The organism is Spirosoma luteolum (assembly GCF_054778875.1).
In genome coordinates this window covers 260,274-275,788 of the sequence record NZ_BAAGZE010000023.1, presented here as the reverse complement: position 1 = coordinate 275,788, position 15,515 = coordinate 260,274, and the positions used below count along the sequence as shown (strand labels likewise).

The window sequence follows — 15,515 nt, the reverse complement described above, 5'->3', positions numbered from 1 at the left end:
GGCTAAACGCCTATACCTGAACCAGTTTCCAGCGACCCCGCCGGAATACGACGATGGCCGTAACGGCCAGCAGCGATTCGCTGATGGCTACCGACCAGAACACGCCCGTGGGTCCCCAGCCCGCCCAGTTGGCCAGCCCATAGGCCAGCGGAATCTCGACGAGCCAGAAACACACCAGGTTGATCAGCGTGGGCGTACGCGTGTCGCCCGCGCCATTGAGCGACTGACTCAGTACCATCCCGTAGGCAAAAAAGACGTAGCCGGCGCAGAAAATCTGGAGCGCCTGCACCGCCGTTGCCACCACCGGCGGGCTGTCGTTGAAAAAACGCACGATCGGCTCCGCCCCCGTAAAGAACACCACGCCCACCAGCATCAGAAACACCATGTTGCCGATGGCCGCCCGCCACGCCGAGGTTTCGGCCCGGTCGGGTTGCCCCGCGCCCAGGTTTTGCCCCACCAGCGTAGCCGCTGCATTGGCCATACCCCACGAGGGTAGAATGGTGAACACAATGATCCGGATGGCGATGGTATAACCCGCCACCACATCGCTGCCGAAGGTCGACAGGATCCGGGTCAGAAAGACCCAGCTGGCCGATGAGATCAGGAACTGGCCGGTGCCCCCAGCCGCCAGTCCGAGCAGCGTCTGGATAAGGGAGCGATCGGGGCGGAGGTGTTGCCGCCCTACCTGCACGGGATTGCCGGGGCGGTTGAGGGCATAGAGCTGATAAAACACCCCGGCCGTGCGGCCCAGCGTGGTGGCCACGGCCGAGCCCAGTACGCCCAGTTCGGGCAGGGGCCCCCACCCAAAGATAAGCGCCGGACACAGCACGATGTTGATGCCGTTGGCCAGCCACAGCGACCGCATGGCATCGGAGGCCTGCCCGGCCCCGCGCAGACAGCCACTCAGCGTGTAGAGCAGCATAATGGCGGGCGCACTGGCAAAAATCATTCGGGTAAAACCCGCCCCCCGCGCAATCAGCGGCTCGTCGGCGCCCATGAGCCGCAGCACCTGTTCGGCAAAGACCGCCCCCAAAACGCCCAGCAGCAACGCCAGGCCCAGCGACACGAGCAGCACCTGCCCGATGGCGGCACTGGCCCCGGCGCGGTCGTTTTCGCCGATACGCCGGGCTACCAGTGCTGTAGCGGCCGTGCTGAGGCCAATGGCCACCGAATACACGAGCGTCAACACCGACTCGGTGAGGCCCACTGTGGCCACGGCTTCGGTGCCGATTTTGGCCACAAAAAAGATGTCGACCACCGCGAAAAGCGACTCCATGACCATCTCCAGAATCATGGGTACCGACAGCAGGAACAACGCCCGGTTGATGCTGCCAGACGTGAAATTGGTCTCTGTACCGCGCAGCGCAGCCAGAAACAACCGTAAAAAGCGGGTCATTACAAACAACAGTAAGGCTGGCGGAAACCGTAATGGCTGCCGGCAGCGGATGAACACTACCTGGAGGAGGAAGCCGACGGGCCGCAGGCGGTCGGCGGGAAGAAGGATCCGCGTGGGATCTTAGGCGAAGAAAATCATCGGCGTAGTAGGCCCAGCTGGTCCGGGCACTGTTGCGGAGGCAAACCTACAGCTTTTTACCGGAAAAGACAGCGCCTGGCGCGTAAAAGACTGGCAATCTGGGGCAGTTGGCCAACCGTCGGGCCGGTTTAGCTGTTTAGCACCGTATGCAGACCTCATCCGTTACGGCCGACTCGATTCGGCAGGTGCTGCAGGCCCTGCTGCATACCGACCGTTATGCGCCTGCTGAACAGGGGGGCATTTATCGCCCGTCGGCGCAACCCATCACCCGGCTCGGGCTGGCTCTCGAGCCGGGACCGGGGCTGTCTCGCTGGGTACAGGCCAATGGTATCGACGGGCTATGGCTGCACCGACCCTGGAAACTGGACGAGTCGATGCTGCCACCCGGTTTGCCCGTGCTGTTTCATCACCTGCCCTTCGATGAGACGCTGACGATGGGCGATAACCGCTGGCTGGCCGAGGCCCTGGGCGACGCGGGCCCCGGTTCGTCGATCGGGCAGAAACAGGGTACGGCCGATACGGGCGAACCCCTACCCGCCCGACCGCTGGGCCGGCTGGTGAATGTGACGCCACAACCCGTCGACGCGCTGATCGATCGGCTGCAGAACCTGTTTGGCGGGCTCGATCGGATAATGCCGGGGCAGGGGGCGCTGGTTGGTCGGCTGGCCATTGTCGGAGCCATGACCGATGCCCTGGTGCGCGAAGCGTCGGACCGGGGCGCGCAGCTTTATCTGACGGGGCAGTACCGCGCGGCTGCCGCCGACGCGGTGGCGCAAACCGGCCTGACTGTGGTAGCGGCCGGGCACGAACGCAGCGAACGCTGGGGGCTGACGGTACTAGCCCGCTTACTGGGGCAGGCCCTGCCGGCGCTGCGGCTGGTCGTCTCCGAAGGGTAGCACCTACCGGGGCGGTTAAACCATTTTTGTCCTGAATAGTCTTAGGAATGATTGTACCAATGCCGATACTTGCTACTATTCTCTGAAAACGATTACCATAGATCCGAACGAATCATGAAAACCAACCATTCTCCCTTTGTAGCTGCCCTGCTTGTATCAATCAGTATAGCCGGGTCGCTGTCGGCCTGCGCTCAGGCCACGTCAGGCGTTGCCATGAGCGGTGGCGCCCGTACATCCGCTCCGGCTCAGCAGGATCCCAACAAAACCGCGCTCGTGCTGCCGATGCGCCAGATGACCGATCGGCTGAGCAAGCTGCAGGCCACCGGCGACCCTGACTTCGACTATGCCTTTCAGGCCAAAATTCACGCGCAGGGTGAGCAGGAGCTGTTGAAGAAAGAACTTCAGATGGGTAAAGATTCGACCCTGAAAAATATGGCGCAAAGCCTGATGCCAGCGCTGGAGTCTGATATTGCCCTGATCGATGGGGCGATGCGGCAGGTCAAGCCAACGCGGCCAAACCAGGCCTTTACTCAGCAGCAGGATCGCAACGTAAAGGCAATGGCCCTGAAATTTCAGGCGGGCGGCACCACCGAAAGCAAAATGACGGGCAATATCGACGACAACTTTGCTGCGGTACTGCTTGAGCACCGGCAGGATGCCATCGATCTGGCCAAGACGTATTTGCAGTACGGGAAAAACGACGCCCTGAAGGCCTACGCGCAAAGCCTGATAACCAAAGCCGGCCAGGAGATGAGCCAGCTTAAGAAATCGATCAAGTAATAAACAACCGACCCGGTTGCCGAGTAAGGTTGAGTGGACAACACTCAACCTTTTTTTTGCGTGAAACTTTCCGATACGTTTATTCCCACGGCGGGCGCTGTGGGCCTGTTGCCGATGTTGATCTATGCGTTGCTGCTGGTGGCGCTCGCTGCGTTGCTGGCGCAGGCAGCCCTGTTGCTGGGAAGCCGCGCCCTGGTGCAGCCCGGTGGCCAGTGGCGGCAGCTGGGGCTGGGCGCGGCTGCGCTGGTGATGGCCCTCGTGTATGCCTGCGTGGCGTACGGCTACGGTAGTCTGCTGGCCGAGCTGGCTACCGTGACCGACGGAGCCGATCGGCAGACGCTGTTTCGGGAAGCTTACCCGGCCCTGACCCAGTATCGGTACATGGGCTGGCTGGTGGCCTTACCGCTGTTGGTGCCGGGCGTGATGGGGCTGGCTGCCCCCGCATCGCCGGTTCCGAACCAGGCGCTGCGGATAGGGCTCATCGGCAGCCTGCTGCTGGTGATGGCCTGGTTCATAGGCGAGCAGCAACTGACGTTCGATCAGGAAATGGAAACAACACCCCGGCTGCTCTGGGGTGTGGCCGGAGCCGCCGGCTATGGGCTGCTGCTGCGAACACTGCTGCGCGTGAGACAGGGGCTGACGGATGGGGTTGCTGCGGGTCAGGCCTATGGGCTGGCCGTTCGGCTTGTGGCTGCCATGGGAGGCATCTGGTTGCTCGTGTACGCCGGCATGGCGTTCGGCTTGCCGGCGCCGGTTGGCCTGGTACTCAATACCCTGGCCGACCTAACCGGCCTGCTGGGGGCGGGCCTGCTGGTTGTCTGGCATACCCGGCTGCCGCTTACACAATCGGCAGCCGACGGACTGTAAAACTCGCGGGCCGGCGAAACATTTATGGTGGCACACAGTTCTATTTAGCATTCTGACACAAGTCAAAACTCAACCATCATGATTAAGAACGAAGAAATTGTTGATGACCTGAACGATCTGGTAAAGATCAACAACGACCGCATCCAGGGCTTTGAAAAAGCCATTGAAGATACTAAAGACGCCGACCTCGACAGCCTGTTCCGGCAGAATATCATTCAGAGCCAGAAGTTCCGCAGCCAGCTGGCCGAACACATCGTTCGCATCGACGGCACGGCCGTATCGGACGCTACCTCGACCGACGTATCGAGCAAAATCCACCGCGCCTGGATCGACATCAAGTCGGCCCTGACCGGCAAAGACCGCTCGACCGTACTGAGCTCGGTTGAGTTTGGCGAAAACGCAGCCGTCGAAGCCTACCAGGATGCGATCGAGAAAGATCACATTCCGGCCTACATCAAAGAAGAACTGCAAAGCCAGCTGGCCGACCTGAAAGCGTCGCACGCCAAAGTAAAAGGGCTGCAGGCCTAATACCGACGCTGACCCGCGTGCGGGCCGGCAATACAAAAAAGGGGTGCCCCGTCGAATCGACGGGGCACCCCTTTTTTGTGTCAATCCCCACTACAGTTTGGGCAGGGGCATATCCTGAAAATCTTCGTCGGTCAGGGTGATCGACGCGCCTTTTACGTTCTCCTCCAGGTGTTTCACCGACGAGGTGCCGGCAATGGGCAACATAACGGGCGAGGCTGCCAGCAACCACGCCAGCGCCACCTGGTAGTCGGTAGCGCCGTGGCGTTTCGCTACAGCGCTGATCGCATTTTCGGCGCTCAGGTTACCACTGGCCAGCGGATACCAGGGTATGAACGCAATGTTGCTGGCCTGGCAAAAACTGAGCACATCGTTCCACTTCTGCTGACCGAAGTTGTACATATTCTGGACTGAGACGACATCGAAGTAGGCCTGTGCCTGTTTGATCTGCTCAACGCTCACTTCGGAGAGACCGATGTGACGAATTTTTCCGGCCTGCTGCGCTTCCCTCAGAAAGCCCAGGTACTCCTCGGCCGGCACCTTGTCATCGAAGCGGTGGAGCTGGTACAGATCGATCCGCTCCAGCTTCAGCCGTTTCAGGCTCCCGTTCAGGGCTTCTTCCAGATGCTTCCGGCTGCCGTCTACAGGCCACTGGTTAGGCCCCGTGCGCAACAATCCGCCTTTGGTGCCGATAACCAGCCCGTCGGGGTAGGGGTGGAGCGCTTCGGCAATCAGCTCCTCCGACACGTAGGGGCCATAACTGTCGGCTGTATCGATAAAGTTGATGCCCAGCTCCAGCGTGCGTTTCAGCACCCGAATGGCTTCGTCGTGGTCTTTGGGCGGTCCCCAGATCCCGTCGCCGGTAATGCGCATAGCCCCGTAGGCCATCCGGTTGACGGTCAGGTCGCCACCAATTGTAATCGTGCCCGCGTCGAGTGCAGGCTGCTGTGTGTTGGGTTGCATGATTTGTCTGTACTGTTTCTACTCTAAGACAAACGAAACGACCAAACAGTTTTCGGGACCCCTGCCGGGGAAGATTGTACAGGCCTGTCCGAAAAAAGGCACGATTGTTGGTTGCAGGAAAATCGAGACGTTTTAGTAACTGTGTGATTTTTAGCATTTATCATGTGTTTTCGATAAATGGATAATTATGGCCAATGAATAGTATTTAGTTAACCTTTTTTAGGAATAGTCAATCTATTTGCATAGTACTACACACAGTTGTTGCCGCTGCCTGGTCAGCCCTGATCCATTCACAGCTTTATCCCACGATTAACAGAAGGTGCCCATGAAAAAACTTGTACTTGCTTCGCTACTGTTAGTTCTGCCGGTTCTTGGCTTTTCCCAGACGGAGGAACCCATCACCCGTGTTTCGGTAACGCCCAGCGAACTGACAGGGCAGGATTATCGGAACTGGCTTAACGATGATGTCTCGAAACTGATTGCCGATGTATGGTGGAGCAGCAACATGAAGTACATCGATGTGACCATCAAGCTGGGCAAGCGCTGTCAGGTCACGCGCCTGTCGCTGTACGACTACCAGGACGTTTTTATCGATCAGCCGGCCGAGCTGTATGCCCTCAACGGTACCCAGCGGACACTGATTGGTCGATTCGAAGGTCGGGAGTACATGAAGTGGATCGAGTTGAAGCCGAAAGCGCCCCTGCTGGCCGATGCCATCGTCGTGCGTAAGTTTGGCAACAAGATTCCCCAGAAAATCAAAGTATTCGGGGTACCTGTAACGACCACGGTTACCACCCCTCCGGTAGCGGTTACGCTGCCGCCGGCTACCACTACCCCCGTTGCGTCTACGACGGCCCCGGTAGCCACTACCCCGGTCACCACAACGACGGCTCCGGTGGCCACCACCCCGCCGGCTACGACCACGGCGGCACCCGCCCCGACGCCTGCCCCCGTGGTTTCGGCACCGGCGCCCACCACAACGGCTGCAGCGAGCGTTAAAATTCCGATCGATCCCAAACGCTGGTACCAGGTCAACAACGTGAGCAATGGCCTCGATGGTCTGTTCGATGGTAATGTCGATGCCGTTGTCAACACCGGCTGGGGTAAGATCCTGACGAACTACGACGCCTACTACCCGCTGAATCAGGGGGAAACGATGACCATCAACCAGATTCGTTTCTACGATGGGCAGGGAATGAACACCGATGCGCCGATGACCCTCTGGGTAATCACCAACGACTGGAAACGGATTCAGATCGGGACGTTTGTGGGTACGCAGTACAACGCCTGGGTAGGGCCTAACCCCGACCAGCTCACCGACTTCAAGGTGAAAACGGTGGTGACCAACGCCCGCTATCTGGTTATCAACACATCGGGGGCTTACCCCAACGAGATGGAGCTGTATGGTAGCTACACCGGTGGCAGTACCCTGCGGGTTGCCTCCACCAAAGGAGCCTCGCCCCTACGGCAGCAATTCGGTGTCAATGCCTTCGAGTGGGATATCGAAGACGCCAACTCACCCTGGCAGGTTGATGAAAAACGGGTGACCGGTATCAAAGGATTCTCGGCCATCCGCCACTATATGGACTGGGAGAAGCTGGAGTCGATTCAGGGCGAATACACCTTCAATCCCACGCTGAGCGGCAGCTGGAACTACGATGCTATCTACGAGCGCATGAAAGCCGAGGGTATCGACGTACTGGCCTGTCTGAAAACGATTCCGAAGTGGCTCGAAAACACGTATCCGGAAGGCAAACGCGACTACGAAAATATTCCGACCGTTTACGGCCGCGACCTGAGCCAGCCGGCTTCCTACATCGAGCAGGCCAGAGTGGGCTTCCAGTATATGGCGCGCTACGGCTACAACAAAGCGGTTGACCCGTCGCTGGTTAAAGTAAGCAACCGACAGTCGTGGGCCGGTGTCAACACCGTCAAGATTGGGCTGGGCCTGATCCAGTACATCGAGTGCGAAAACGAGCGCGATAAAACCTGGAAAGGCCGCGAAGCCTACCAGTCGGCCCGCGAATATGCCGCTAACCTGTCGGCCTTCTACGACGGGCATAAAAACACGATGGGCCCCGGCGTAGGCGTTAAGAATGCCGATCCGTCGGTGAAAGTAGTGATTGGCGGGCTGGCTGCTTCGTCGACCGATTACGTGCGGGCCATGATCGACTGGTGCAAGGAGTTCCGGGGCTACCGCGCCGACGGTCGGGTCGACCTGTGCTGGGATGTTATCAACCAGCACCTGTACTCCAACGATGCCAAGACGTCGCAGAACGGGGGTGGCTCGCGCGGAGCCGCTCCCGAACTGTCGGGAACGGGCGAGCAGGCCGCCGAATTTGTGTCGGTAGCCCGTCAGTACAGCTACGACATGCCGGTCTGGATTACCGAAGCCGGCTATGATCTGAACCAGGGCAGTCCCTTCCGCGCTATGCCTATCGGCAACAAAACGGCCGAGCAGACCCAGGCCGACTGGATTCTGCGGACCGCACTGATGTATAGCCGCGTGGGTATCGACCGGCTGTTCTTCTACCAGTTCCACGACGACAATGCCGCTATTCCGACTCAGTTTTACTCGATGGGGCTCATGCGCTCGGACAATACCCGCAAGCCCGCAGCCGACTTCCTGTATCAGACCAACAAACTGCTGGGTGCTTATACCTTCAAGGAAACGCTGAACGGCGACCCGCTGGTAGATCGCTACGAAGCAACCATCAACGGCCAGGTGCAGTCGGCCTACATGCTGGTCATTCCCGACGAAAAAGGCCGCACGGCAACCTACAACCTGTCGGTTGGCTCGGCTGGCTCAGTAAAACTCTACACCCCGAAGATTGGCAGCGATGAGATGAGTGTCGTAATTCTGGCGGCTGTCAACGGCGTGGTGAAAATACCGGTTACCGAAACCCCCGTATTTGTTATTCCGGGTGGGTCGACGGCGGGTGGCCGCGCCAGTGCCGAAACAGCACCCAACGCCCGCGCCAGCGCTGAAACTACCACGGAGCCCTTCGCTACGCTGCAGGTATTCCCGAACCCAACGGTCGATTACGTGGAACTCTCGCTCGACAGCGATGACAATCGGGCGGTAAGCGTACAGCTGTACGATGGCACCACCGGCCGGGTTCACAAGCAGACCGTATTCGAGAAGCCGGGGCAACAGCTCCGCGAGCGGATCGACCTGAGCACGCTGCCGCTGGGCCTCTACATGATGGATGTTCGGCAGGGGAATGATCGGGCCGTGCGCAAAGTGATCAAGGTCGACTAAACTTGTCGGCTCCAAAATAAAGGGGTCGCACCAGCCGGTGCGACCCCTTTATTTTTTGTCGATGCCGTCGAGTACCCGCCTGATTACGTTGGCCTGCTGCATGAAATCGAGCGAGGCCGGTACATCGCGGTCGTCGATCACGGCCTTGAACCGCTGCAAAAAGTCGATGTAAGCCGCCAGCGCATCGGAGACGTTGGTTCGGTTCTGGTCGAAAATGGGTGCCCACATCTGCGGGGAGCTTTTGGCCAACCGAACCGTACTGCTGAACCCCGTACTGGCCATGTCGAAGATCGCCTGCTCGTCTTTTTCTTTTTCGAGCACGGTCAACCCCAGCGCAAAGGCGCTGATGTGGCTCAGGTGCGACACGTAGGCCAGGTGCAGGTCGTGCTCCTGCGGGCTCATGTAGAAAATCTTCATGCCGATGTCGCGGAACAGGCTTTCGACCAGCAGCAGACTGTCGGGCCGGCTCCTGGCCCGGTCGCAGATGATGAGGTTTTTGCCGGGCAGCAACTCGCGGAAGGCAGCCCCCGGCCCCGAGTTTTCGGTACCGGCCATGGGGTGGGCCGCCACAAACTGGCTGCGCCGGGGGTGTGCGTCGGCCACGTCGCAGATCAGCCCCTTGGTTGATCCCAGATCGACAACCGTAGCCGCGTCGGGCAGCTGGTCGAGCACGGCCGGCAGCAGCTCCATCAGGGCATTGACGGGCGTAGCCAGTACCACCAGGTCGCTCTGCGCTACGGCTTCGCCAAGCGGCAGCACCCGGTCGACGATGCCTTTGGCCACGGCCAGCTGCCCGTTGACGGGTGAGGCATCGACTCCGATAAAGTGCATCCGCGGGTATTTCTCGCGCAACGACAGGGCAAACGAACCGCCCAGCAGGCCTATACCAATAATCGAAACGGTCATGCGTGTAGTCGGTTAACGGCTTCCAGAATACGCTCTTTGGGTACGCAGAGCGACACGCGGATGTAGCGCTCGCCTTTGGGGCCGAAAATAAAGCCGGGCGCGATGAAAATGTGGTTGGTATGCAGCAGCCGGTCGACCAGGGCTTCGGCCGATTCGACCGAGTCGGGCAGTCGGGCCCAGATAAACAGCCCTTCCTGGTCGGTGGCGTAGGTGCAGCCCAGCGCGTCCAGAAACGCGTGTACGGCGTCGAGTCGGCCCTGATACACGGCATTGCGCTCGCGGTGCCACGCGTCGGAGTTGTCGAGGGCGGCCGTTGCCGCGTCCATCAGCGGCTTGAACTGACCCGAGTCGACGTTGCTCTTGATGGTCAGTACAGCATCGATATACGGTTTGGCACCGGCCAGCCAGCCGATCCGCCAGCCCGCCATGTTATGCGACTTGCTGAGCGAGTTGAGTTCAACGGCCACGTCCCGCGCGCCATCTACCGACAGCAGGCTGATGGGGCTCTTCTTGTTCAGAATCAGACTGTAGGGGTTGTCGTGGCAAAGCAGAACCCGATGGTCGTGGGCAAACCGGACCGCCTGCTCAAACAGGGCTTTGGTAGCCGGGGCGCCCGTGGGCATGTGGGGGTAATTGAGCCACATGAGTTTCGTGGGGTTGGCACTGCCGGCGGGTTGCACCCGCTCGGCCAGCGCGGCCCAGTCGGGTTGCCAGCCCGCGTGTTCGCGCAGGGGGTACTCGCGCACATCGGCCCCTACCATGCGGCTAACGGCGCGGTAGGCCGGGTAGCCCAGTTCGGGTACCAGCACGCCATCACCATCGTTCAGAAACGTCAGCGATAAATGGGTAATGCCTTCTTTTGAGCCGATCAGGGGCAGCAGTTCGGTATCGGGGTCGAGGGTAACGCCGTAGGTATGGACGTAAAAACGGGCAATGGCCTGCCGCAGACCAGGTGTGCCTTTGTAGGGTTGATACCCATGGGCACCGGGCTGCCGGGCCGACGCATTGAGGGCCTCGAGGGTTGCGTCGGATGGCATCAGGTCCGGATTGCCGATGCCCATGTTGATAATGTCGTGCCCCTGCCCCTGCAGCCGGCGCACTTCCGCGAGCTTGACGGAAAAATAATACTCCTGGGTTTGATCGGCGCGTTGCGCCAAAGGGATAATCATGTACAGAACCAGTTCCCGGCCGGATCGCTGAATCCGCCGGATGAAGAACTACAACCAGAACAGTTGTCGATGAAGCAGACAAAATTACGAAGCAGGGCGGGTTTTTGGGTGATTAACGGGGGATTGTGCCCAGCTGGCTGCGGTTTGCGCAGTTTGATGGCGAACAGCGCCCCGGCGCCAGGGTCGAAAAGCGCCGGGGTAGCTCCGGACTGGCCCTAAGTTTGCTTGGTCGTTGGCTACACGGCTCTGTCTTTGCCCGACCCAATCGTTATGCCTTGCTGCCTTAATCGTCTGTTGCTGATCGTTTGTTGCGGTCTGGTTTGTATGGGGGGGCTCTACGCCCAGACTATCATGCCCGCTCCCCTTGTCGATGCTGTTTGCAGCAATATACCGGTGTCGGTGCCATTCACGGTGCAGGGGCGGTTCGGCACAGACAATGCGTTTCAGGTTCAGCTGCGCAACGCGTACACGGGAGAGGTGGTTTATACCTCGCCGGCCGGTGCCGGCAGTCCGCTGGCGGTATCGCTACCCGCTGGTTTGCCGGCTTTTACCGATCCGAACCGGTATCAGTACCGCATTGTCAGCACCAGCCCGGCTATACAAAGCGACTGGACCCGGCTGGGTGGTATTCAGACACCGGCGTCGGTAACGCTGGCGGGTGGCCCCGGCACGATCGTCAACCCGGCCCAGCCCTACGAACTACGCTACACCGTGCAGGGCAGCTCGCCCATCAGTCTCACGCTCAGCGATGGCACCCAGCAGGTACTCGATGGCGGAGGCAGTTACGCGTTCGAGCAGCGGGCAACCATCAACCCGCTCAGTTCAGGCACATTCAGCATCCGGTCGGTGCAGAATGCCTGTGGGGCAGGCCAGAGTACGGGGGCGGTGTCGCTGACGATCAATGCCATTGCCCTCAAAACGGTATCGGCTGCACCGGCAACGGTGTGCAGCGGGGGTACCATCGTGGTGGCCTACGCCAAAGCCGGTGGCACCTTCGGTCCCGCCAATACGTTTAAAATCAGGCTTACCACTTATAATCCATTTACGGGCAGTCCGTCTGCTGCCGATCGGCAGTATGACCTCGAGGCCACCCCGGTCGAGGGGGGGCTGCGGGCGGTTATTCCCGCGTCGGTCAGCACGGCCGATCCGGCTACCTACCTCGTTCAGGTCATCAGCTCCGATCCGGTGGCCATCAGTGATCCGGTGAGCAGTAACAGTCTGCGGGTGTTTCCGGCCATCACGGCCCAGCTCATTGCGCCGGCCGTCACGGCTGTCGATGCGGGGGAGATGGTGCCACTGCGCGTGCTGCTCAACGGGCGGGGGCCGGGCGAGGTACGCATCAACGACAGTCTGTCGGTAGCCATCGCCGACTTCGGCACCAGCACCAACGAAACAACGCTGTGGCTGAAACCACGCCGGACCACCACGTTCCGTATCACCAGTGTGCAGAGCGTATGTGGTACCCAGTCGGTAACGGCTGCCAGCGGGGTCACGATCAGTGTTCGGGCAGGGGTGGTCATCGACTCGCTGCCCGGTAGCACGTTCCTGCGCGGGCCCGTCTGCGAAGGGCAGTCGATCACGCTGCCGGTGCGCCTGAACTTTACGCCCACCGCCGACACGCAGACCTTCGTGGAGTTTCGGTACGGTACCAGCGGATCGGTGGTGGCCATTGCGCCGGCGGTTATCCGCGATGGCACCCGGCTCGTACTGACCGTGCCGACGCTGCCATCGGATACGGCTAATTTTTTCGGTCGTCGGCAGTACGGCCTGCGGGTGCTGACGGTTGATCCGGCTACGGAAAGTACGCTGAATCTGGATCAGGTGCTGGTGGTATCGGCCAGGCCGCGGCCCGTAGTGGCGCCCCCCGACCGCGCCCTTACCCTTGCCAGTCCGGGCAATGCACTCGTTCGGGTGCAGCGTTTGGGCGGAGGACCGTACGAACTGAAACTGTCGAACGGGCAGGTCATCACCAACAACTGCCTCGACTGCGACGATGCCAACCTGACTATTTACGCCGGGCAGACCAAATCGGTACGGATTCTCTACGCCCAGAACACCTGCGGTCGGGTCGATAACCCACCCGCGTCGACCACCCTTACGGTACAGAACCTGCCGGCTGCCCAGATCGAAATCGATTCGGTGGAGCAGAACCGATGCAACACCGATAGTATCCGGGTGTATTTCCGAACCATCGGCGATGTGGCGCCCTCGCTGACCGTGCAGGCCACATCGGCTGGCTTTGGTGTGGGTGAAGGCTGGGTGGGGGCTGCTATCGTGGGGCGCGGCAGCAGGAACCCCATTCAGATCAAACTCGACGAAGTAAGCAAGATCAGGTTGCAGGCCGGTACGCTGGTCAGCAATGAGGTGCGGGTGGACGTCAATAAGAAACCCGCCGGCGAAATCAACTATGTGGTGCCGGCCACCAACAGTTTGTTTGGCGCCGAACCCAGCAGTATCCGCCCCGGCACTGCTGTTGCGCTCGATCTGGTGTACGTAACGGGGCAGGGGCCGTTCCGCACGGTTTACACCGACGGCACCACTGATTTTACCGCGCCAAACGGTGGTACCCGTGTGGTGGTGACACCCACAACCCGTACCACCTACCGGCTTAAATCGATCTCGAACGCCTGCGGGGCGGGCACCGTCACGGCCAAAACGGCCACGTATACGCCCATGCCGTTCGACATTCGGGTGCCAACGGCGCTAAGCGATACGTATTACTACCGCCTGTGCAGCGGCACAGCCCAGCGCATCCCGTTTATAACCAGCCCGGCGGCCCCGGCCGGTACGGTCTATGCCCTGCAGTTGGCAACCCGCCGGGATTCTGTCTTTGCGGACCTGGCCACTACCGAGAGTTCGCCCTTTACGGTTACGTTGCCGGCCTCGCTGACCACCGGCGATTATTACCTGCGCATTGTGGCCAAAAATACCGATGCCCGGTCGGCCGCGCTGCTTACGAGCATCCAGCAGCCGCCCACGGCTACGCTGACAGGCACCGTGCCGGCAGCGGTCGATGCTGGTGCGCCCGTGTCATTATCCATTGCCCTTACCGGCGCGGCTCCGTGGCAGGTGTTATACAACGATCTGCAGGGGCAAACCATCACCGCCGTGCCGGCTACGCGGGAGGTGCGGCCGGCTGCCACGCAGACGTTTTCAATCCGCAGCGTCAGCAATGCCTGTGGCTACGGCACGGCGTCGGGAGAGGTTACCATTCGGGTGAAGCCCCAGCTATCGGTAGTGATGAACAGTGTAGCCGGGCAGTTTATCTGCGCCGGCAGTACCCTGCCCGCCAGCCTGAGTGCAGCCGGCGACTTTGCCACGGGAGCAACGGTGCGGTATGCCTTAAGCCCGGTTGGCGGCACCACCGACATTGCGCTGGGTAGTGGGCCGACGCAGACGGGCGCCGTGGGGCTGACCCTGCCGGCTACCGTACCGGCGGGCACGTACCGCCTACGCGCTACCGTGGGCGATGGCCTGGCCGAAGCGCTGGGGACAGCGTTTGAGGTGGGTACCAAACCCCTTTACACCCTCTCGGGCAGTGTAACGGTCAACGCCGGGCAGACCACCTACCTGACCCTGAAAGGTGCGGCCGGTAACGGCAACCAGCCCGTCAGTTACATACTGTCGGATGGGTACCAGGGCTCTTTTATCAGCGCCATCGGGCAGGTGCCGCTGCGGGTCGATCCGCTCCAGACAACGACCTATACCATCCGTTCGATTCAGAACAGCTGCGGAGCCGGTACGGCAACGGGCACCGCCACCGTGACGGTACTGCCCGCGGCCGACCGGTCGATCGAAATAGTGGGGCTGGGCGATGGCTTCACCTGTGCCGGCTCGCGCGTGACGGTGCGTACCCGGCTGCGGGGGGTATTCTCGCTCACCAATGTGTTTACCGTCCAGCTGTCCGATTCGACCGGCAGCACGTTCCGGGATGTGCCGACGTCGGGCGTCGACAGTCTATTGCAGGTGACCTTGCCGACCGACCTGCCGACCGGCTACGGCTACCGGTTCCGGGTCACCTCGACCGATGGCGTTGTCAGCGGGAGCAGTTCGTTGCCATATACCTTCCGGTCGGTAGCCACGGTTAGTTTCACGGCTGCCACCTACACGCTTTTACCGGGTACACCCCTGCGGGCTGGCGTAACGCTGACCGGTACCGGTCCGTGGTTCTACACGATCCAGAATGCCGGTAAAAGCCTCAATTACCAGACATCGACCCCCACCGCTACGATCGATCTCCCGCTGTCGAATGATCCCGTTTATCGACTGACCGCCATCAGCAATGGCTGTGGCACCGGGCAGGTGGTTGGCAACGGATCGACGCAGGTGCTGCTGGTAACGGCCACCGAACCAGCAGCACCTGCCAGTGCGCTGTCGGTTTACCCCAACCCCGCCACCGACCGGGTGTGGGTCGATCTGACGGCACTCACCGGCAAAGCTACCCTGCAGCTGTTCGACCTGCGGGGGCAACTACTAAGCGAGCAAACGGCCACCGGTGGCGTAGCCGACGTTTGGCTGAACAAGTGGTCGGAGCAGGTGTTTCTGTTACGGGTAACCGAACCCCGATCGGGTTTTCGGGCTACGTATCGTATTCTGCGGGCGGGGCTGTAGCG

At 60.6% G+C, this 15,515-nt stretch carries 10 protein-coding genes; 6 read left to right on the top strand and 4 right to left on the bottom strand.

The features are described from left to right. Positions 1 to 10: 10 nt before the first annotated feature. Positions 11 to 1,396, bottom strand: coding sequence for an MATE family efflux transporter (locus tag ACYVAC_RS21390; RefSeq protein WP_461099856.1), 1,386 nt, complete (start codon positions 1,394 to 1,396; stop codon positions 11 to 13). 284 nt (positions 1,397 to 1,680) lie between these two features. Between ACYVAC_RS21390 and ACYVAC_RS21385 the strand changes: the two genes are divergently transcribed. From ACYVAC_RS21385 to ACYVAC_RS21370, 4 genes are all read left to right on the top strand, one after another. Further along, positions 1,681 to 2,430 (top strand): Nif3-like dinuclear metal center hexameric protein, encoded by a 750-nt coding sequence (locus ACYVAC_RS21385; RefSeq protein ID WP_461099855.1) that lies wholly within the window; start codon positions 1,681 to 1,683, stop codon positions 2,428 to 2,430. A gap of 114 nt (positions 2,431 to 2,544) precedes the next feature. Beyond that, the gene (locus ACYVAC_RS21380; protein WP_461099854.1) at positions 2,545 to 3,210 is read left to right on the top strand and encodes a DUF305 domain-containing protein; all 666 of its coding nucleotides are present in this window, start codon (positions 2,545 to 2,547) and stop codon (positions 3,208 to 3,210) included. A 60-nt stretch (positions 3,211 to 3,270) separates the two neighbouring features. Further along, positions 3,271 to 4,077: a G protein-coupled receptor family protein gene (locus tag ACYVAC_RS21375; RefSeq protein ID WP_461099853.1), complete on the top strand. Its 807-nt coding sequence runs from the start codon at positions 3,271 to 3,273 to the stop codon at positions 4,075 to 4,077. A gap of 78 nt (positions 4,078 to 4,155) precedes the next feature. After that, positions 4,156 to 4,605, top strand: coding sequence for a ferritin-like domain-containing protein (locus tag ACYVAC_RS21370; RefSeq protein WP_461099852.1), 450 nt, complete (start codon positions 4,156 to 4,158; stop codon positions 4,603 to 4,605). A 90-nt stretch (positions 4,606 to 4,695) separates the two neighbouring features. Here the strand turns inward: ACYVAC_RS21370 and ACYVAC_RS21365 are convergent, their stop codons facing one another. Next, positions 4,696 to 5,565: an aldo/keto reductase gene (locus ACYVAC_RS21365; protein ID WP_461099851.1), complete on the bottom strand. Its 870-nt coding sequence runs from the start codon at positions 5,563 to 5,565 to the stop codon at positions 4,696 to 4,698. Positions 5,566 to 5,890: 325 nt separating this feature from the next. Between ACYVAC_RS21365 and ACYVAC_RS21360 the strand changes: the two genes are divergently transcribed. Continuing rightward, positions 5,891 to 8,827: a T9SS type A sorting domain-containing protein gene (locus tag ACYVAC_RS21360; RefSeq protein WP_461099850.1), complete on the top strand. Its 2,937-nt coding sequence runs from the start codon at positions 5,891 to 5,893 to the stop codon at positions 8,825 to 8,827. Between the two features lie 48 nt (positions 8,828 to 8,875). Here the strand turns inward: ACYVAC_RS21360 and ACYVAC_RS21355 are convergent, their stop codons facing one another. After that, the gene (locus tag ACYVAC_RS21355) at positions 8,876 to 9,733 is read right to left on the bottom strand and encodes a prephenate dehydrogenase (RefSeq protein ID WP_461099848.1); all 858 of its coding nucleotides are present in this window, start codon (positions 9,731 to 9,733) and stop codon (positions 8,876 to 8,878) included. Then, entirely contained in the window at positions 9,730 to 10,902 is a 1,173-nt protein-coding gene (locus ACYVAC_RS21350) for a pyridoxal phosphate-dependent aminotransferase (protein WP_461099847.1), read from the bottom strand. Before ACYVAC_RS21350 ends, ACYVAC_RS21355 begins: the two co-directional genes overlap by 4 nt. Positions 10,903 to 11,253: 351 nt before the next feature. On the opposite strand from ACYVAC_RS21350, the gene ACYVAC_RS21345 reads away from it, so the two are divergent. After that, complete coding sequence (locus ACYVAC_RS21345) at positions 11,254 to 15,513, top strand: T9SS type A sorting domain-containing protein (protein WP_461099846.1); 4,260 nt, start codon at positions 11,254 to 11,256, stop codon at positions 15,511 to 15,513. The last annotated feature ends 2 nt before the right edge of the window (positions 15,514 to 15,515 follow it).